Origin of the sequence: [Leptolyngbya] sp. PCC 7376 (assembly GCF_000316605.1) — a bacterium.
Taxonomy (GTDB): domain Bacteria; phylum Cyanobacteriota; class Cyanobacteriia; order Cyanobacteriales; family MRBY01; genus MRBY01.
The window spans coordinates 3,937,692-3,956,515 of record NC_019683.1 but is presented as its reverse complement, the minus strand read 5'-3'; the positions used below and the strand labels follow the sequence as shown (position 1 = coordinate 3,956,515).

General features: G+C 43.2%; 20 protein-coding genes. 8 read left to right on the top strand and 12 right to left on the bottom strand.

Annotated features, from left to right (window positions below):
* Nucleotides 1-40: 40 nt before the first annotated feature.
* Complete coding sequence (locus LEPTO7376_RS17835; protein WP_015135507.1) at nucleotides 41-1,138, bottom strand: ArsA family ATPase; 1,098 nt, start codon at nucleotides 1,136-1,138, stop codon at nucleotides 41-43.
* Nucleotides 1,139-1,286: 148 nt separating this feature from the next.
* Here LEPTO7376_RS17835 and LEPTO7376_RS17830 point away from each other — a divergent pair, with 148 nt between their 5' ends.
* On the top strand, nucleotides 1,287-1,766 hold the full coding sequence (locus tag LEPTO7376_RS17830) for a crossover junction endodeoxyribonuclease RuvC (RefSeq protein ID WP_015135506.1): 480 nt from the start codon (nucleotides 1,287-1,289) through the stop codon (nucleotides 1,764-1,766).
* 417 nt (nucleotides 1,767-2,183) lie between these two features.
* Here the strand turns inward: LEPTO7376_RS17830 and LEPTO7376_RS26560 are convergent, their stop codons facing one another.
* Nucleotides 2,184-2,336, bottom strand: a complete 153-nt coding sequence (locus tag LEPTO7376_RS26560; protein WP_216700254.1) for a hypothetical protein — start codon at nucleotides 2,334-2,336, stop codon at nucleotides 2,184-2,186.
* 600 nt (nucleotides 2,337-2,936) lie between these two features.
* Between LEPTO7376_RS26560 and LEPTO7376_RS17825 the strand changes: the two genes are divergently transcribed.
* The 3 genes from LEPTO7376_RS17825 (at nucleotide 2,937) to LEPTO7376_RS17815 (ending at nucleotide 6,860) form a co-directional block, all read left to right on the top strand.
* A complete protein-coding gene (locus tag LEPTO7376_RS17825) occupies nucleotides 2,937-4,685 on the top strand; it encodes a TrkA family potassium uptake protein (RefSeq protein ID WP_041763957.1) in 1,749 nt (582 codons plus the stop codon).
* A gap of 74 nt (nucleotides 4,686-4,759) precedes the next feature.
* Nucleotides 4,760-5,533 carry a peptidoglycan-binding protein gene (locus LEPTO7376_RS17820; protein ID WP_015135503.1) on the top strand — a complete coding sequence of 258 codons (774 nt, stop codon included), beginning with the start codon at nucleotides 4,760-4,762 and terminating at the stop codon, nucleotides 5,531-5,533.
* A gap of 106 nt (nucleotides 5,534-5,639) precedes the next feature.
* A complete protein-coding gene (locus tag LEPTO7376_RS17815) occupies nucleotides 5,640-6,860 on the top strand; it encodes a DUF445 domain-containing protein (RefSeq protein WP_015135502.1) in 1,221 nt (406 codons plus the stop codon).
* Nucleotides 6,861-6,875: 15 nt separating this feature from the next.
* Here LEPTO7376_RS17815 and LEPTO7376_RS17810 read toward each other — a convergent pair whose 3' ends face one another.
* The 5 genes from LEPTO7376_RS17810 to LEPTO7376_RS17790 form a co-directional block, all read right to left on the bottom strand.
* Nucleotides 6,876-7,619: a nuclease-related domain-containing protein gene (locus tag LEPTO7376_RS17810; RefSeq protein ID WP_015135501.1), complete on the bottom strand. Its 744-nt coding sequence runs from the start codon at nucleotides 7,617-7,619 to the stop codon at nucleotides 6,876-6,878.
* A gap of 130 nt (nucleotides 7,620-7,749) precedes the next feature.
* Entirely contained in the window at nucleotides 7,750-8,136 is a 387-nt protein-coding gene (locus LEPTO7376_RS17805; RefSeq protein WP_015135500.1) for a RidA family protein, read from the bottom strand.
* A 38-nt stretch (nucleotides 8,137-8,174) separates the two neighbouring features.
* Complete coding sequence (locus LEPTO7376_RS17800) at nucleotides 8,175-8,609, bottom strand: NUDIX hydrolase (RefSeq protein ID WP_015135499.1); 435 nt, start codon at nucleotides 8,607-8,609, stop codon at nucleotides 8,175-8,177.
* 148 nt (nucleotides 8,610-8,757) lie between these two features.
* Nucleotides 8,758-10,356, bottom strand: coding sequence for a 2-isopropylmalate synthase (locus LEPTO7376_RS17795; RefSeq protein WP_015135498.1), 1,599 nt, complete (start codon nucleotides 10,354-10,356; stop codon nucleotides 8,758-8,760).
* Between the two features lie 297 nt (nucleotides 10,357-10,653).
* Nucleotides 10,654-11,172 carry an NYN domain-containing protein gene (locus LEPTO7376_RS17790; protein ID WP_015135497.1) on the bottom strand — a complete coding sequence of 173 codons (519 nt, stop codon included), beginning with the start codon at nucleotides 11,170-11,172 and terminating at the stop codon, nucleotides 10,654-10,656.
* Nucleotides 11,173-11,444: 272 nt separating this feature from the next.
* Between LEPTO7376_RS17790 and LEPTO7376_RS17785 the strand changes: the two genes are divergently transcribed.
* Together LEPTO7376_RS17785 and LEPTO7376_RS17780 are read left to right on the top strand one after the other, a co-directional pair.
* Nucleotides 11,445-11,954 (top strand): helix-hairpin-helix domain-containing protein, encoded by a 510-nt coding sequence (locus LEPTO7376_RS17785; RefSeq protein WP_015135496.1) that lies wholly within the window; start codon nucleotides 11,445-11,447, stop codon nucleotides 11,952-11,954.
* A 66-nt stretch (nucleotides 11,955-12,020) separates the two neighbouring features.
* A complete protein-coding gene (locus LEPTO7376_RS17780; RefSeq protein ID WP_015135495.1) occupies nucleotides 12,021-12,629 on the top strand; it encodes a rhomboid family intramembrane serine protease in 609 nt (202 codons plus the stop codon).
* A 183-nt stretch (nucleotides 12,630-12,812) separates the two neighbouring features.
* On the opposite strand, the gene LEPTO7376_RS17775 is transcribed toward LEPTO7376_RS17780, so the two are convergent.
* Together LEPTO7376_RS17775 and LEPTO7376_RS17770 are read right to left on the bottom strand one after the other, a co-directional pair.
* Complete coding sequence (locus LEPTO7376_RS17775) at nucleotides 12,813-13,244, bottom strand: hypothetical protein (RefSeq protein ID WP_015135494.1); 432 nt, start codon at nucleotides 13,242-13,244, stop codon at nucleotides 12,813-12,815.
* A 274-nt stretch (nucleotides 13,245-13,518) separates the two neighbouring features.
* Nucleotides 13,519-14,886 carry a lipopolysaccharide biosynthesis protein gene (locus tag LEPTO7376_RS17770; RefSeq protein WP_015135493.1) on the bottom strand — a complete coding sequence of 456 codons (1,368 nt, stop codon included), beginning with the start codon at nucleotides 14,884-14,886 and terminating at the stop codon, nucleotides 13,519-13,521.
* Between the two features lie 218 nt (nucleotides 14,887-15,104).
* Between LEPTO7376_RS17770 and LEPTO7376_RS17765 the strand changes: the two genes are divergently transcribed.
* Nucleotides 15,105-15,635: a sterol desaturase family protein gene (locus tag LEPTO7376_RS17765; protein WP_015135492.1), complete on the top strand. Its 531-nt coding sequence runs from the start codon at nucleotides 15,105-15,107 to the stop codon at nucleotides 15,633-15,635.
* A 111-nt stretch (nucleotides 15,636-15,746) separates the two neighbouring features.
* Here the strand turns inward: LEPTO7376_RS17765 and LEPTO7376_RS17760 are convergent, their stop codons facing one another.
* Both LEPTO7376_RS17760 and LEPTO7376_RS17755 read right to left on the bottom strand, forming a co-directional pair.
* Nucleotides 15,747-16,682 carry a hypothetical protein gene (locus LEPTO7376_RS17760; RefSeq protein WP_015135491.1) on the bottom strand — a complete coding sequence of 312 codons (936 nt, stop codon included), beginning with the start codon at nucleotides 16,680-16,682 and terminating at the stop codon, nucleotides 15,747-15,749.
* Between the two features lie 48 nt (nucleotides 16,683-16,730).
* Complete coding sequence (locus tag LEPTO7376_RS17755) at nucleotides 16,731-17,021, bottom strand: YiaA/YiaB family inner membrane protein (RefSeq protein WP_015135490.1); 291 nt, start codon at nucleotides 17,019-17,021, stop codon at nucleotides 16,731-16,733.
* Between the two features lie 172 nt (nucleotides 17,022-17,193).
* On the opposite strand from LEPTO7376_RS17755, the gene LEPTO7376_RS17750 reads away from it, so the two are divergent.
* Entirely contained in the window at nucleotides 17,194-18,222 is a 1,029-nt protein-coding gene (locus LEPTO7376_RS17750) for a hypothetical protein (protein ID WP_015135489.1), read from the top strand.
* Here LEPTO7376_RS17750 and LEPTO7376_RS17745 read toward each other — a convergent pair.
* Complete coding sequence (locus LEPTO7376_RS17745) at nucleotides 18,210-18,773, bottom strand: 3'-5' exonuclease (protein ID WP_041763952.1); 564 nt, start codon at nucleotides 18,771-18,773, stop codon at nucleotides 18,210-18,212. The genes LEPTO7376_RS17750 and LEPTO7376_RS17745 overlap by 13 nt on opposite strands.
* Between the last annotated feature and the right edge of the window lie 51 nt (nucleotides 18,774-18,824).

The following is an 18,824-nucleotide window of genomic DNA, read 5'->3' as shown; positions in this document are numbered from 1 at the left end:
ATTTTTGGCATTCAGATTTTTACCGTATCTCCCCAAACTTTTAGAGGGAAATGATCAGATATTGATCTTGGAATTTCGCGCCTTTCACGGGAGCACCTTTAAGGGGAGGTGGCAACAAAATATTACGTCTTTGGTCGCCTGCCTCGATGGTGATTTCTGTGCCGTACTGGGTCAGCTTCACTTGTTTTTTGTCGAATGTGGGTAAAAAGACTTTCACTTGGCGAGCAGAACTGTCAATAATCAAGGGCTTCGGTGCGGTGATCGCCTGTTTAAAGTCTGGTAGATTACTTTGCAAAGTTTCCCAATCCCCTTCATTCGCTTTTGGCAATGTACTGATCGATAGGGGCGCAAAATTATCGCCGAGAGCATCGCTATTGTCGCTTTGGTTGAACACAACGCCGCCGATGGTCACATTAACTTGCTGGGCACTCCCCCAAAGATATTTCGCTTTTGCGATAGATGCAGCACTGCCATTGGTCACAAGATAAGCGGCAAATTTCGCGGGATCGGCGATCACCTTTTTACCTTCGTCGAGGATTTGATTCGCTTCATTGGTAGGCTCATCCCCAAAAGTATCCATTGTCCAAGACACATTGAGAATAGCGCTGGTGACCGGTTGCACAAAGGGAGAAATGGCACGACCGAGATCAGATTGTTTAAACACTTCTCTGAATCGACGGACATACCAACTGCCAATTTCGGGCGTACCCAACAGTCTCAAAGTATTGAGATCGCCGTCACCGTCATAAACGATGACATCATAATTGCCGCTTTTGTCGTAATCCCAAATTTGCTTCAGAGCAACTGCACCATCCATCCCCGGTAAAATGCCCAACTCTTGACCATAAACGTTTTTAAGCGTTGGCGATCGCAGATATTTCGCTTCAATGGACTTCACCTCTTCCCAACCATTTTCGAGGGCCGCCACAGTCATAATTTGCACTGCTGACAAATTGGCACCAATACTTTGAGGTTCAGAACTTGGTTCAATGCCCAATGGCAAACCCCATGCTGGACTAGGATCCTGACCGACGAGTAATACCCGTGATCCTTCGCTGGCAAACTTCTTCGCTGCGGCGATCGCCACCGTGGAACAACCGACCCCACCTTTGCCCAAAAACGTCAAAATAAATGCCATAGTTTTCGCCCTCTGCACACAAAACAAACAAAATCATCAATGCAGTGATTGTAACGATTTGGGCAGTCTCATTTCGAAATTGAGCGCAAGTTCCCCAGAAATCTATGATCAGAGTGCAAATATTGGCGAAATTTTTAGGGCTTTCTATATGCGATGGCTAGGCATTGACCCCGGATTAGCAATTATTGGTTGGGCTGTCCTCGATGAAACAGGGGGAACGATTCCCGATATTCTCGAATTCGGCACCATTGAAACCGACAAAGCCCTATCCACTCCCCGTCGCCTCCTCGAAATCGAACAGGATTACAGCGAACTGCTCAATGAATTTCAACCCGAGGCGATCGCCGTAGAAATGCCTTTCTTCAGTCGTCAAATTAAAGCAGCAGGGGGAGTCTTACAAGGAGTCGGGGTTCTAAATATGGTGAGTTTGAGAGAGCGGGATATCGAACCAATTTTCCTACACCAATCCAGCTGGAAATGCCATATCGGTAATGCAAAAGCCGATAAACGCGAAGTTGCGCTGATGGTGCAATCAATTTTTAATATCGAAAATATGCCCATCGATGACAGTGTCGATGCCATTGCGATCGCCTATGCTGCATCCTGTGGGCTTCGCAATAATATCTAATCAGACTCATTTTTCTGAAAAACTTATCTCTTTTTCTTTTTGAACACCTCAATATCTTGCAGAATTCACCTAAAAAATCAGGAACTAATGCACAAGATAATTATCGGATTTTAGATTAAGAAAATTGAGTCTGATTGCAATGGTGTTAATTCTGAGTAGATTATGTTTTCTGAAACTTGCGCCCACGAATTGTGCTTCTTTTTTTTGGATTGGGCTAATTCAATTTCAGTGCCCTTGGGTTCAAAGACTTTTTCCTATCTCAACCCTAAAAGCTTTAGGAAAGCGACAAAATGTTAGAGAGTAAACAAACGGTAAAAACTTGGTGAAAGCGACAGAATTGATGAAGTGGGAAAGAAAGTGTCGCAAACAAATAACATTTTGTAGTTAATCTTCACTTAATCTAAATCGAATTCGAACTTAGTAGAAATATGTACCACCGGGAACAACTTTCTCTGGATAACCGTCGCGACCAGATCCATTGCCTTGACTCTCTTCAGATTGAACAGGAGCATTGGCAATTCCCATACAAATTAGAGCGATAGTAGAAAAAAGTAAAATTTGACGTGGCATATATTTAAGGTTAGGTAGAGATGACATGATCCTGATGATTGGAGTGAAACATTTGGAAACAGAAGTTCCAAAGCAGTTCAGTCGAAACAATTATAAGTTAAGTGCTTTAACGCAACTTGAGAAGTGGTGTAGTACCCCCTCCCCACCTCGTAAAGATACGGATATCTAGCGTAACTATTCATTTTTTTGTGATTGGTGAGTGAATTTTCACTAAAGTGTTTATTTGGAAAAATAGCAGAAACGTTGATTCTTCAAAGTCTTGGGCATAAGTGATGGATTGGATATTTTCTCTGAGATGACCCGTGCAATTTATATTTGTCTTTTTGCTGACAAAAAATATTAAGGTGCATCATTATTTTGTCATGGTGTTTGTTTGTCTCAAAGGTGAAACGATAGTAGGGCTAATGATATTTCGGCATGATTTTGATCAGACTTGATTGAAACCTTGTCTATTTTTTTATATGAAGATGTTTTGAGCTGTAAGGTTAATTACAATTGCTCGGCTTGATTTCAACTATTAGTAAGTAAAGTTTGGGTTTTTAAGTTTTGACCCAAAATATCTAATAATTTTGCTCTGGCCTCATGTTGTCAGACGGTACCATGCAACCGAGGATAATCATTTGTGGCTTAGGGCGCACGGGATACAAGATTTTTCGCCTACTCTCGCAACAAGGGGCTGAGGTCATTGGTATTAGCGATCGCCCAATGTCTCTCAACTCTAAAGCGGTCATTGTCGGAGATCCGCGCCAAGCAACGACATTAATCCACGCAGGCATCCGTGAGGCTCAAGCTCTAGTCCTGGCCAATAATGATGATGCTTTAAATCTGGCAGTGCTTACCCAGGCACAAGTCCTAAATCCGCATCTCCGGATTGTGAATCGTCTCTACAATCAAACGCTTGGCGATCGCCTCGATCAGACTTTGCCAGAGCATGTCTCGATGAGTGTTTCTGCTTTAGCTGCCCCTATTTTTGCGTTTGCAGCTCTGGGCAATAAGGCCATCGGTCAACTCAATTTATATGAAAAAACATGGCCTATCCATGAGGAAGTTATCGATCGTGATCATGAGTGGCTAGGGCATTCTCTGAGTGAATTCTGGGAAAATCCAGATCGGATGTTAATTCACTATTTGCCCGCGAAAGGTGAGGAAGATCTGGTGTCAGCCGTTGTTGCTGGCAAACAGCTGCAAGTGGGCGATCATCTTATTTTAGGGACACCGCCAACAGTTAAAAGTAAGCGTGGCTCCATCTTCCGTAAAATCCTGAAGGCGATCGCCAATCTCCGGCAATATCAACATCATGTACGCCCAATGACCCTCGTGATTACGGCGTTGTTAATCACGATCTGTGTCGCCACCTTTACCTATGTTTTCGTCAATTTTGATCTGTCCTTAGTCGATGCTCTGTATTTTTCTGTGGGGATGATCACAGGGGCAGGGGGCAAAGAAGAAGTTGCTGAACTCGCACCTGACTGGGTAAAACTGTTTACCGCGATCATGATGGTCGTTGGGGCTGGGGTCATCGGGATTTGCTATGCCCTAATAAATGACTTTATTCTCGGTAGTCGGATCCGACAATTTTGGGATGCAACAAAAATTCCTAACCAAAATCATTTTGTAATTTGTGGGCTTGGGGGCATGGGCATGGCGATCGCCCGTCAGTTGCACCAGCAAGGCCATGATGTTGTCGTTCTTGAAGATGACCATAAAAACCGCTTTTTAAATAGTGCCCGCGCCCTTGGTATTCCTGTAATTATTACCGATGCTAGCGTCGGAGACAGTTTACACGATGCCTATATTAGCCGTGCTGAAGCTTTAATCGCTGCGACAAGCCAAGACATGACCAACGTTGAGATTGCCCTCAGTGCCAAGGCTATTCGCCCAGATCTCTCCGTCATTGTCAGAATTCAAGACGCAAATTTTGCGCAATCAGCCCAAGAAGTTTTCGACTTTGATCTTGTCCTTTCTCCCACCGAACTCTCCACCCATTCCTTTGCTGCGGCTGCCCTTGGTGGTCGCATTCTAGGTAATGGGATGACCGATGATCTCCTCTGGGTTGCCCTTGCGACAAACATCACCAATATCCATCCCTTCTGTGGTCAGGTGGTTCGCGATGCGGCGATCGCCATTAATTTTGTGCCGCTCTATGCTGAATCTGCTGGTGAAAATATTCATGGCTGGCCTTTACTCGACCACACCTTAAACCCTGGAGATGTGCTGTATCTCACCATTGCGGCCAATGGCTTACAAAATTTATGGCGGCGCAATATGGATGATGAACCTGACCTAAATCCCTCTCTCAAAAACGCAAATGTAAAGACCCTCGGCGCATTTATCCCGCAGTCTCCATAAATCGTCGTAATATTAAGGCAACTCTTAGGATAAAAAATCTACCGCTGCCTAACTTTATCTGAACCGACGTTGCCATGAAGCCTAATTACGGAAACAATTCAGCTGCTTTGAACCCTGTCACCCGCCGCAATAAAACATATCTAAGCTGCTGGTATCACCCCAAACTTTTTAGCCGTGTATTGAGCCTTTGTCTCGTACTGTTCGGTAATGTTATCGTCACGAATATCCCAATAAGCCCTGTTTTTGCTGCGACCGCCTGCACGACAATGAGTCGTGGTTCTCAGGGCGACAATGTTAAAGCACTCCAGCAAACCTTAACTAACAATGGTTTTGATGCTGGCCCCGCCGATGGTCAATTTGGTGAGCTTACAGAAATTGCACTGAAAAGTTTTCAGAGAACGAATAATCTTGACCCCGATGGCATGGTTGGCCCTGCGACCTGTACTGCTTTAATTCGTCTGAATAATTCTGAATTGATTGCAGCGGCTCCTACGCCCACAACATCTCCCCAACCTGCTCCTTCTGGTGGAGTAACAGCTACAGCATCTCCCGTTCCGACACCTGCAACGCCGCCACCATCCAATGTGTCTCCTTCTCCGGCACCCGTTGCGCAACAGCCGAGTCCTGCCCCCTCTAGCAGCTCAAAACCCTACCAAGTAGTCATTCCCGTTAGAGATAATGAGAATACTTTGGGTTCTGTCCGCTCAATTGTTTCCGGGGCAAAACAAGATCGCACTCGTCTCGGTACTTTTGTGAATGCCGGCAACTATAGTAATCGTTATGAGGCAGAAAGTCTTAGTAATGCTCTGAAAGCTCGTGGGTTTGATGCACGGGTTGTCCGACGCTAATTTCTCTTGGTTTACCAGTGGTAAGTTACGTCTCAAATGGAGCGATCGCCAAAATAAAAGTCTTAAAATCGTAAATGTCGAACGTCAATTGCGGTGATAGCAGGCTTTGAATTTTTGGACATTATTAGTGCCTCCAGTGGCGGGCACTGTCATTGGTTATTTCACCAACGATATAGCAATCAATATGCTATTTCGCCCCTATAAGCCCATCTATCTTGGCGATCGCCGTCTCCCTTTCACTCCTGGCCTCATTCCCCGTAACCAAGACCGTTTGGCCCGCAACATTTCGCGGATCATTATGGGGTCTCTACTGACGCCAGATGAACTCCAAAAATTAGCAAAAAAACTCCTCCAGACTGAACGGATCGATTCAGCTATTCGTTGGCTACTGAAACTTGCTTTCGAACAAATTCAAGGAGAACAAGAACAGAAAACAGCAAATATTTTGGCGGATATTTTGCATGATCTGTTTAGTGAATCATTACCTCGACTGATTAAAATTTGGGCACGAGAAGAAGATTTTTTAGAAGATCAGGCCTATCAACTTTTTGACCAAGTCATCCTAGACTTTCAGCTGAGTGAAACCCAATCTCGTCAATTTACAGACTGGATTTTACGCGTTATTTTGACGCCCGATAATATTCGTCAAGCCCTAATCGATTTTTTGACTGATAAAAATATTGAAATTATCGATGCTGGTTTTCGGGAAAAATCTAGTGGTACCTATTGGGTTGTCGCGAATATCTTTGGCCTGAAAAGTAGTCTCACACGCCTACGGGCATTTTGTTTAGAAGAACGAGAAATTGCTAACGCACGCCTACAAGAATTACTACTCTCGTTAAAAGTACGAAAAAAATTACGGCGATGGTTGCAAAGTTTATCCTTGCAGAATCTACCAGTGGCGACAGTCCGACAGCTCCGTAAAACCTTCCATCAAACTATCCGGAGTTATCTGCAAGATAAAGGGTCAGATCTCATCAAATATGTTGGTGATTCGGTGGATTGGAAGAATATTGCGTTGATAATTTTGCGTCGCTTGCAATCCTCGCGAGTTGTCAATCAATCTCTTGGCGCAGTCAGTCAAGAACTGGCTCTGGTGTTGGAGCGCTATCTCGAAAAAGATCTCGAAAAATTGATTGCTCAGGTGATTCCTATTTTGGCGATCGATCAGGTGATTATTGACCGCATTAATGCGACTAGTCCTCGTGAACTCGAACGCGCTATCCAAGGCATCGTAAAAAATGAGCTTCAGGCGATCGTTAATCTAGGTGGAATTTTAGGCTTTTTTGTGGGAATAGTTCAGTCGGTGATTTTGCTGGTGAATTAGGCATATATAAGCTGCTTAAATCTTTTTCCTAAGAATTGGCTTAGGCTTAGGCCGAGGGAGGTTTTGGGCTTTTACTGGCTTCTGAATTTTATTGGATGGGATAGTGACTTCTTTTAAAGCTTCGGTAACCTTCTCAACTTGAAAGTGATCTAAACAATCTTGTTTCTGTTGTATTAATCTCACCAAATCTACAAGAGAAGAAAGTGTTGGCACTGAACACTGTTTAACTCCAAGCCATTGGGCTGCAGGAAAAATAACAGGTGCAGATATAGTTGTAGGGTTGATTTCTAAGTTCTGGGTCTTTATCCACAACTTAAACATTCTCTGATGATATTGATTTTGCTTTGTCGGACTCTTTTGGATTGATACCCATTGTCTTCCAACTCTCCTCTTCCAAGAATCCTTGTATGCAGAAAAAGAACCTTTCCAAGTTTTAACTTCGATTAAAAAAATCCCCCTTGTTCCTACGATGAGAAGATCTACTTCGGTTAACTTGCCATGATTAGTTGGAATAAAGATATTGCGACCCATTGCCCATGAATCCGGCAATCGATTGAATAAGGACGCCGTCAACTCTTCTCCATAATTACCTTTTAATTCATTTACCCAGTTTTTCCACTGATTGGCTCCAGCCATCCAATCCCCGATCTGATTATTGCCAAAATGACGATAAATCTTCTGAGTTTGTTCGTTTTTCTTTTGTTGAATGCTTTGAGCAAAGAACTCTTGTAATTGTGGCGACTGGGTAATTTGTTTCATTTGTTCTCTTAAATATCAAAGTCTTGATACAACGAACTTCAATGAATATTTTGGATTTTTCTGAAAATTTATTCGTTAGATTGCCAAGGTGTTTGACATATCACCCTAGCAACTTTTTAAGAAACAGATTTTAGAGCACAGCAATACATTCAATTTCAACAAGCACATCTTTTGGTAAGCGTGCAACTTCGACGCAGGCACGGGCAGGAGCTGTCGCTTCATCGAAATAAGATGCATAGATTTTATTCACAGCACCAAAGTCATTCATATCCTTTAGGAAAACGCCTGTTTTGACCACATTTTCCCAAGTTGCACCGGCTGCTGTAAGAACAGCTTCGAGGTTAGCCATTACTTGTTTTGTTTGAGCTTCGACATCGCCATCAAGGATTGTGTTGGTGCTGGGGTCAATAGCAATCTGCCCAGAGCAAAAAAGCATTTTGCCACTGGCGGCGATCGCCTGATTGTAGGGGCCAACGGGTGCGGGGGCATTGTCGGTACGAATGATTTGCTTTTCCATGAATCAAATTTATGTTTTACGTTTGCGCTCAAAAATAACTAGGCACCAAAGCAGGGACGAATCCCGTGGTGGCGGTATGACCAATAATCCTGCAAAATGTGCCCATGATCAAAACATAAATCAGTTGGCGTTTCCCAGGGTTGAAAGATTTGAATCGTCTTAGCGTCGTCAGCAGCCTTTGGCTCCCCTGTCGCTGTGGCAATAAACACGATGCTGATTGTATGTTTGCGGCGATCGCGCGACGGGTCAGAGTAAACACAAAATTGCTTAACTAAGCTGATTTCCAGCGATGTTTCCTCTAAAGCTTCTCGTTTTGCTGCGGTTTCGACAGACTCACCATAATCAACAAATCCACCAGGGATTGCCCAGCCGAAGGGTTCATTTTTACGCTCGATTAAGACAATTGGTCGATGAGGACGGTTTATAAGCTCGATAATGATATCGACAGTAGGTGCAGGATTTCGATATGTCACGAATTATGTTCAGGGTTACGTACGTATAGGGGAATAATACATTGTCTGCTCACTTCCCATGAGTAAGGCGATCGCCCATTGCTTTAATACAATTTGGTGGGCGATCGCCTTAATTGTTATTGCTCGATCAAACTAATCAGATCAGGATTTAGCTGACAACCGGTTCTTTTGTTTGTTCGACTTTTTTAACTGCCGCATAGAGACGGTTGAGTGCCCCCATGTAGGCTCTCGCAGACGCGACAACAATGTCAGTATTTGCTGAATGACCAGAATAAATTTGACCCTCATGGCGCAGACGAATCGTCACTTCACCAATAGCATCAATACCTGCCGTTACCGACTGAACTGAATATTCAATCAGCTCATTGGGAACCTGTACGACACGGTTAATGGCTTTATAAATCGCGTCGACAGGGCCAGTACCAATGGCAGCATCACTAAGTTCTTGGCCATCAGGCGTACGAATTGTGATTGTTGCAGTAGGGTTGGCATGGTCGCCACAGGACACTTGCACAAGCTCCAAGCGGAATAGCTCAGGAGGTTGTTGCGTTTCGTCCTTAACGATCGCCTCTAAATCCCAATCAGTGATTTCCTTTTTCTTGTCTGCCAAGTCCTTAAAACGCACAAACGCTTTATTGAGGTCATTCTCAGACAGATCAAAACCGAGTTCTGCCAAGCGGGTACGGAAGGCATTACGGCCAGAGTGCTTACCCAAAATGATTTGGTTATCAGTAAGGCCGATGGATTGCGCATCCATAATCTCGTAGGTGAGCTTATTTTTGAGCACGCCATCTTGGTGAATGCCAGACTCATGAGCGAAGGCATTCACACCCACAATCGCCTTATTAGCCTGTACTGATAAACCGGTGAGACTGGAAACTAGGCGAGAAGTCTTATAAATCTCTTTGGTTTTGATATTCGTCAGAGGCGTTTCTGATTCAGGGGGACGACCGAGGAACGGATTGAAATATTGACGGCGGACATGGAGTCCCATCACCAATTCTTCAAGGGCTGCATTTCCAGCCCGCTCACCGATGCCATTAATAGTGCATTCAAGTTGACGTGCGCCATTTTTAACGGCTTCGAGGAAGTTCGCGACAGCTAAACCAAGGTCGTTGTGACCATGCACCGAAATAATCGCTTTGTCGATGTTGGGCACATTATCTTTGATACCTTTAATCAACGCACCAAATTCAGCGGGGGTTGTATAGCCTACTGTGTCAGGAATGTTGACAGTTGTTGCACCAGCTTCGATGGTAGCTTCGAGGATTTGGTATAAAAACTCAGGGTCAGACCGTCCAGCATCCTCTGGGGAAAACTCGACATTATCTGTAAATGTTTTTGCGTAGGCCACCATTTCAGGGGCGATCGCCAAAACATCTTTACGACTCTTGCGGAGCTTATATTCCAAATGAATATCCGAAGTCGCAATAAAGGTATGAATCCGAGGATTAGCAGCGGGAGCAAGAGCTTTTCCTGCTGCTTCGATATCGCCTTTAGTTGCACGGGCTAAGCCACAAATGGATGGGCCGCCTTCGACACCGACTTCTGCCGCAATGCGTTGAACCGCATCAAAATCCCCTTTACTGGCTCTTGGAAAACCTGCCTCAATAACATCAACTCCCAGTCGAGCAAGGGCACGGGCGATCGCCAGTTTTTCGTCTCCATTTAGGGTTGCCCCTGGAGATTGTTCACCATCACGTAAAGTCGTGTCGAAAATAATAATGCGATCGTCTTGTTGAGTCATAATTTCCTGCTCCTTTGGAGTGAAAATATTGGGCAGTGCTAATTCTTTATAAATTTGCAAAGATGAAAAGGTTTGAAAATCAATCTTTCCCCTAAGGAAAAATGATTATTTCCCTAGCATAAACTACTTCTTTCGGAAATTGACAATCTCCAGAAACTCTAGGCTCACCAAGAAATTTGTTTTGTCAACAAAAGATCGTGATCGATATTTAATCTATGCTTGCGGCGATCGCCAATTTTTCCGCTATCTGAATAGCCTCAGATTTGTCATTGCTTTGCCTGGGAGATACATCAAAAACTAAGGCTCTTTTTTTTCAATTTGGGGACGAAGATCATTGAGATCGATATAGTGATCAGTCGCATTGCGTAACTCTCTGGCGATCATCCCTTCCGTCGAAACCACCGTAATATGGGTACTTTTAGAGCGTAGTAATTCAATCGCCCGCTCAAAGTCACCATCACCACTAAACAAAATGACTTGGTCATACTGCTCAACGGTATTAAACATATCCACCACAATTTCAATATCGAGGTTGGCCTTTTGGGAATGGCGACCAGAAATATCGTCGTAGTATTCTTTTAAAATTTTTGTGCGCACCGTGTAACCCAAACTAATGAGGGCATCCCGAAACCCTCGTTGATCCTGGGAATCTTTGAGACCGGTGTACCAAAAAGCATTGACGAGGCGAATGGTCGGATCGCAGGTGAAATAGTCGATTACTCGACGGGGATCAAAAAACCAATTATTTTTTTGTTGGGCATAAAACATGTTGTTCCCATCTATAAAAATAGATAGGCGCGTCTTATAAAAATTCATTCTAAAGTTAGCCCTAAATAACTAGGATTTAGGGTTCTATAAAAGTTTTTTGAGAAATTAAATTTGAGAGTTGGATATGGCTCCCAAATGCACATAAATATAAGTATGTGAGTAGATGTATCTCTTGGTTCGGAATGAGCCGAATTAAAGGTACAAATTTAAAATAAAAATAAGTCTATCGCGCTATTGTAAGGGCAAAGGGCAACGCTCCGCAATTAGAATGCTGGCGATCGCCCAAGGTTTAAATCGGACAATTCACCTCGACGTTTCGCATGAAATTTCTCCGCAAAAAACAATTTCAGCAACAGCTTCGCCAAGATCCTTATTATCGTTTCAAATCCTTTGAGGAAATAATCTGGGCAGCGGAATTTGGGGTGAGTATCGATATTAATCGCGCTTCAGTGGATGATTTTTTGCGGTTACCGGGGATTTCTATCCACCAAGCTAAGGCTGCGGTTGCGTTAACGGAAAGTGGTGTGCAATTTCTATCAGTAGAAGATTTAGCTGGCGCGCTCGGCTTGGCGATCGCCCGTTTACAACCTTTTGAACCTATCCTCAATTTTTCATATTACGCTCCAGAAATCACACCACGGAAATTACGAATTAATCAAGTCGAAGCAACAGAATTAAGCGGAATTCCAGTCATAACCAATGCTTTAGCCCAACGGATTGTGCTGGAACGTCAACGAGGGGAGTTCAAAAATTTAGCCCAACTTCAACAGCGATTAGGTTTATCTGGTCAACAGGTGAGTGAGCTGTTACCGTGGTTGAGCTTTTCGTAACAGCCATGCCGCTCCGCTAAAAAAGTTGTTACCGTGGGAGAAATCGCGTTAATTTCGAGCACGATCATGAGCCGCCAAAATCATCAAACATCTGAGGCGATCGCCAAGGAAGTCACCCAGCAAGTCACCATCATTGGGGGATTTCTATTGATCTTTTGGATTCTGGAAATTAGTGACCAATTTATTTTCCAAAATCTCTGGCGTGGTGGCCTTGATATCTATGGCATTATGCCTCGTAATATGACAGGATTACGCGGTGTTTTATTTGCCCCATTTTTGCATGGCGACTTTCAGCATCTCATAGCCAATAGCATTCCTTTCGCGATTCTCGGTTGGCTCGTGATGTTTCAGCGCATCAGGGACTTTTGGGTTGTGACGGCCAGTGCCACATTGGTCGGAGGGCTGGGAGTCTGGCTTGTTGGTGCCCAGAACTCGGTACATTTAGGCGCTAGCATCCTTATTTTTGGCTACCTTGGCTTTTTACTCTTTCGCGGCTATTTCCAACGAGATATCCCGTCGATTGCCATCGCTTGTGTTGTGTTCTTTTTCTATGGCAGTGTGCTTTGGGGTGTGTTGCCGACAGCTCCTGGTGTGTCTTGGGAAGGTCATTTATTTGGCTTAATCGGTGGTGGTGTCGCAGCAAAACTTTTAAGCCAATCGAAGCATAAAGCCTAAAATTAGCTTTTCATTTTCAGGGTAATTAGTTTTACTGGCTCAATCTTCTAATCAGCCGAAATCAAAAAAACTTCCCTCAAGCACCAGCATTGAAGGGAAGCTATTTAGGTGTAAGACAACGGTAAAAAGGTTTTTATTGTTTGTTTATTATTCGTTTTTATTAAATTGAGGCAATCGACTGATCTAGAGATCGATTTCAGCGACATCAGTGATTGGGTCAAGACTTCCTGTGACAGCTTGAGATTGGACTGGACGCTGAGTCAGTACAAATCCAGACATCATTACGAGTACAGCAGAGGCGATCGCCATCCCACCGACAGCGAGACGCTCTTCAAGACGCCATGCCCGCCAGAGTCTTTTTGGTAAAGGTTGCAACTTCACTGGCAAACCTTTATCGATTGGGGTCACAGTGATTTCTTCATTTTGAATTCGGACTAAACCTAAACTGATGAGGCGCAAAAAAGCACGGTCAACCTCTTTAATCGAGAACCGTTCTTCTAAAAATTCCTCTGACCAGATCTGGAAGTTCGCCAAATTGAGCTTACGAAAAGCATCACGATTCAGCAGCCAATGATATAGGAGAGTGGCGCAGGGAGTTAAACGTTCTTTCAACATGGCAAAAATCTAGACAACTGCAAGACTGTAACAATTGATACTAAATATTTTACTGTTAGCTTTTAAGGAAGTCCGTATATCTGAAGCTTTATTTTATGAACTTTCAATGATCACTCCGCCAGTTCTGACCGATTTTGCGATCTAGAAACATCACATCATGCGTGATATTGACTATTTTCTTGCTTTTTAACAAGGCGATCGCCCTAAAGAAAAAACGGCAGCACAGCGCACAATGCTGAGCTGAGCTGAGCTGACACTAATAAAATATCAAGCACTATCGCACTTCACTTAATTCCCGATCTTGTCTCTGTGATCGCCGCAATTTTTGTAACTTGATTTTGAGTCGAATCTCTTTCCAAGTAAAAATCGTATTCAACGTAAAGCTGGAGAAAAATGAGATGAATGTTGCAATGGCAGCACCAATCGCCCCAAATTGAATGGTGAGCACCACAAGGAATGGTAAATAAATCCCCAGAATCGCAATGCTATTTACTCTCAGTGAAATCTGCGGTAGCCCCATCGCAAACAATGCAGGTTCTAGTAGACAGTTCCCCATATTGAAAATGCCAGCGGTAACCATCACCATCAAAGTGGCATAGGCCGGAATAAAGTCTTCGCCCATTGCGTAGTAGAGTAAGTCTTTGCCGAACCAGAAGCCCAGCAAAAATAAAAACAGTCCAAACCCTTTCAGAATGAAGGTGAATTTAAGGATAATTCGACTAAATTTGCGCCAGCGATCGCGGCTACTGAGGTGGGCAAGCTCCGGATAAACCGAATGGGTAAACAGCAAAGCCACTTCCCGTAGTGGGGTCGCCAGCTCATAACCTGCTCGATATAAACCGACTGCCACTGGATTTGCAAAAATACCAATGATTAATGGACTCACCGTCATGACGAGAGGTAATGATGAGTTGAGATTCGAGACTAAACAAAACTTGAGAAGCGTTCGATCCACTTTGAATAGATTTGGGCAGGACCAATTCATCCCTTCTAAAAGTCCTTGGCGACGTACTTCCCGCCAACCGAGGAATAGTAGCGATACACCATTCATCGCTTCGGCAAAGACCCAGATAAATAGGTAACTCCAGAATGGTGCGTCGAGAGATAGAGCAATAATTGTGCCAGCTAAGCGGGTAAAGGAAGGGATTGTTTGCTGTAGTGCGAGCCAGTTAAATCGATCAAAAAGTCTGAGTAAACCCATCGGCGTAGAACCCAAGGTAAACAGCATTAGAACACTGCAACATTGCACTTCGCGGATCGTGGCGGCATCCCAGTTCACTAAAGGGCCAATAATCGGCGCGAGACAAACCGCAATGAGAAAGCCACCAAAAGACCCAAGGATGTCGAGGAGGGTGGTGACTTTGATCAGATGTTGTAAGGCATGTCGATTTTTCTCTTTTAGGTAAACCGCACCATATTTAATGAAGGCTTGCCAGGACTGAAAGGTTGTCACACCAATCAAAATCTCGATAAATGCCCGCGCTAGGATGAATAATCCAAAAAGCTGAAGACCAAGGCGATGGGCCGTCAGACTGAGGTAACCAAAGTTGGCGATCGCCACGAAAATCTGTCCGATCAGGAGCCAGCTAAAATTTTTAAGAATGCGGCGAAAAATACCATCAGCGAAGAGACCCTTGATCATTAATCTATTTTTTTATTTAATATATTTTTTATAAGTGAATTTTTTAAAGCCTAGTTGCCGTGTCGAAATAATTTGACGAGAATTAGATTTCTTAAATTATTTAGAACAATGTATTGGTCTGATTTATGAGTGCTATTCTGTTGTCTATTTCAACACCCTAAATCTGCTTTATTTACATCACAATTTATTCAGTTTGATTATTTTTCGAAGTAGATGTCATGGCGACTCTAATACATATCGTAGTCATTGCTACATTTTTTCTTCTCGCATTTTTGTTCGGCAGTTTTATTGAATACTGGATCCATCGAGTATTCCACGTAAGACAGTCTCACCCGATTAAAAAAGTTTTCCCGAAGCTTGGCAAAGGACACACACGTCATCATCTTGGGGGTGAAGGTCAAGGATTTCTCTGGGAATTTCGGAACTATGTTTTAGGCACTTGTCCTGTGATGATTCCGATGTTTTTTATATCATTGGAAGCGGGCATTAGTTGGGCTTCTGGCATTGTTGTCTATGCTGCTTTTGCGGCCTATGCTCACCAATTACAACACGACACTCCGATTAAATGTGTCTGGATGAGTATACCTGTTCACTATGTTCATCACAAGTACAATCAATGGCATCACAACTATGGTATTGGTGTGGATTGGTGGGATCGAATCTTTGGTACTTATAAATCTCAGGAATGGATTGAATCGCAAGAATTGAGTCAATCTGAAGCAACAATGCTTGCGATCAAATGGTACTAATTTGTGAATTCTCAGGATTATTTCCTGTTCAAAATTTGAGCTTTATTATGAAATGAAATCAAGGCGTTGACTGTTAAAGTTAACGCCTATTTTTTATTGATTTTGCAAAGCCTAGATGGCGATCGCCTCATTATTCTGAAATAGGTATTGTAAGAAGCTATGACTGAGTTCTTGATTGAGGGTTCCCAGTCTGACCATTACCCGCATAAACGTAAAACCGAGTTCAATAATGTGGGGTAATTCTTCAAAATGAGCTATTTCGTTCAGTAAATTGTCAGCATCGGTACGTTCTGCATGATGGTGATTAGCGAGGGTGAGGAGATTTTTAGTGGAAAATTTCACCTGTTTTAAATATGAATCTCCAAATGCCCAGCGACTAAAGCCCCAAAATTTCGCGAGGTGATTCACTTCATCTTGTAGAGGTTGGGCGATCGCCTTTTGTAGTTCTCCCGTGGAGTGAGCCATCAGCCAAAGATAAATTGAAGTGGCACTCCATTCTGTCGAAATTCGACCATGCAAATGATGTTTTAGATCCTTGCGGCGATCGCCTGTAGATTGATAACCAGTGACAGTATTGGGATTTATAGGCGGTAATTCCCCTGTTAGTTTCTGGTGAATTTTTTTGAATACAGGCGTATGCTGTCGTTCTTCTTTTTCCCAAATACCGACCGTACGTTTTTGAGTTTCTGTCGCTGGGATACCTCCGACAAAAGAGGCCATATCAGGATGAATCTCTGCTAAATACGCCATACTTTCAGCCGCATAATCTTGAATTGGTGCTTCAATTTCGGTGGCATTAGCGACAATGCTGACAAAGATTTCTGGATCTACGCCAATGATCTGATCACCATTAATCTCTGACCAATAAATACGCTGCCATGGACGAGGCTGAGGTGTTTTAAATTGTCGAGGTAAATCAACTAAATGACCAATTAAAACTTCGAGAGAAAGATAACGATCAATTAGGCTATTAATCCGTTTTCTCGTTTGGAGATAATGGGGATTTTTGACGCAATGTCCAGCAAGGTCAACGACAGATAAACTCATAGTGATATGTGAATGCTTGATTGTTTGGAGATGGGGAAAGTGACTTGTTTATTTAGTGAATGGGTCATATTCTGCTAAAAGTTTTTCGAGTTTTGCCTCATCTACTCGGCTAACAATCCGCTTAGATTCTTCAATATCACGAGTTGTTTTCGCCATACTAATGGTCGAGCTAATCGAAAAAATATAGCCCATGCCGAGATAGCCTTTGACCCAGCCATTAATTGGCAGTAGATAAATGCCAATCGTAGTCGCCGCGAGGGACAGCAAGAATGCGAGCCAAGTTTGAGCAATCCATGCACTGGTGTGGGTTGCGGGTGCTTGAAATTTAGGAGTAGCCATGTCGGAAACCTCAATGTTTTTTTGTCTACATCTGCATTCTGACAAGGTGATTTCTGCAATGACAATGAGCAAACTCAAGTCACCACAAGGGTTTTGTAGTTATCTGTAACTGGCAGAACCAAGGTGAACTAGGGTGAAGTACCATGAAGTTATCATCCCTCATATTGCATTCATGTTTGATTTAGAACAGTTAGAGCTTTGGTTCTCATCGGAGCGGCGATCGCCCCTGATTCAGCAACTGATGCAAACGGTGGGTTTAACTCGAATTCGGGCAGATTACTTTGTACGGTTGTGGGTGTATCTCTCTATCAAACATGAGACAACAAAAAATCCCCAACTCAAACCACCACTACATACTTTAAAAACAAATTTTGGGACGATTATTTGCACCCATCGTGAGGCCGCAGAACTTTTTTATGCGGATAAAGATCAAGGAGGCGATCGCGCTGCCGGGATGATGCTAGATAAATTGGCGGCTCTTGGATTATTAAAAAAACACTTTGATGGCAATACAACCTGTATTGAAATTTTGCCGCTCCCCCAAAATATTCAGACAAATATAGCTGCCGAAAAAATAGCGCTTATTCTGGACGATTTTGACCCGCGTTGTGATGCCATTCCTGTCGCGAATTTACTAGCCACCAACTACAACTGGATGAGCAACAACAATAATGCTGTCCCCCAAAGAATTGCTCGGCTATTGCGCCAATGGGGTCGTAAATATAATGTCGGTATGAGAGTTTTGCGGCGAGAAGATAATCAAAATCCTGTTGGCTTTTATCTTCTTTATCCAACTAACAGTGAGTCTGATATCAATTTTTTTAAGCCAGCAAAAAATGCATTGCATCTGAGCACAATGTCTGACATTGACCCTTTTGAAATGGCGGAAATCGATGATGAAGACTGTGTTTCAATTTTTATTCGAAGTTGGATGATTGATCCAAAATTCCTCGAAGAATACCGTGCTGACTTTGTGAAAGATGCTCAGATCACTTTAAAAAAGATGCAGAAAGATTTCCCGAATATCTGCGATCTTTATACCCTTATCATTCATCCTTTCTACGCTCAAATCGCTGCATCTCTTGGGTTTCAGCACACCCACCAAGATTCCCTTTCAAAAATACATTGGATGTATCAAGCCCTAGATCGTTTCATTGCTTTAGATATCGAACAGGCGATCGCCACAGCCTATGATTCTTGAGTTTTCGACTTTAATGCTTGAACAATCCGAGCAATATTTCTCGCATCATCAATACCACGGTGGTGAGTACCAATTAACGGCAGCCCGAGCTTTTCAAGTGCACCATTCATGCCAAACTTTTTAGAGCTACTGATAATTGCAGAAAAGCTTTTCTTGAGATTGATATGCTTGCTCGGGAAAGGATAGTCTACATTATGGCGCTGACAATCCCGTTCAAACTGTGTCTTATCGTACTTGCCCCAAGAGCAAAACACATAGCTTCTAAAGGGATAGAGCCACTTCTGTAACCCTTGGATTGCCTCGGGAAAATGAGGTGCTTGATTAACGTCTCCTTGAGTAATAGAAGTGAGAGTCTTACAAAAATCCGTGAGAGTCGGATTCAAAATAGGCTGCACAAAAGTTTGATATTCACTCTCTATCTCAAGTGTTTTAGAGTGGAGTAAAACTGCGCCAATCTCAATAATTTCCATCTTGTGACGCGGAATGGACTTGTCATCACAGCAAGTCGCCTCAAGATCAATAATCAGATAATAATCTTGGTCTATTTCCATAAATATTTCGATATTGTGGCCATAGTAATGGCGATCGCCCAACGATAACAA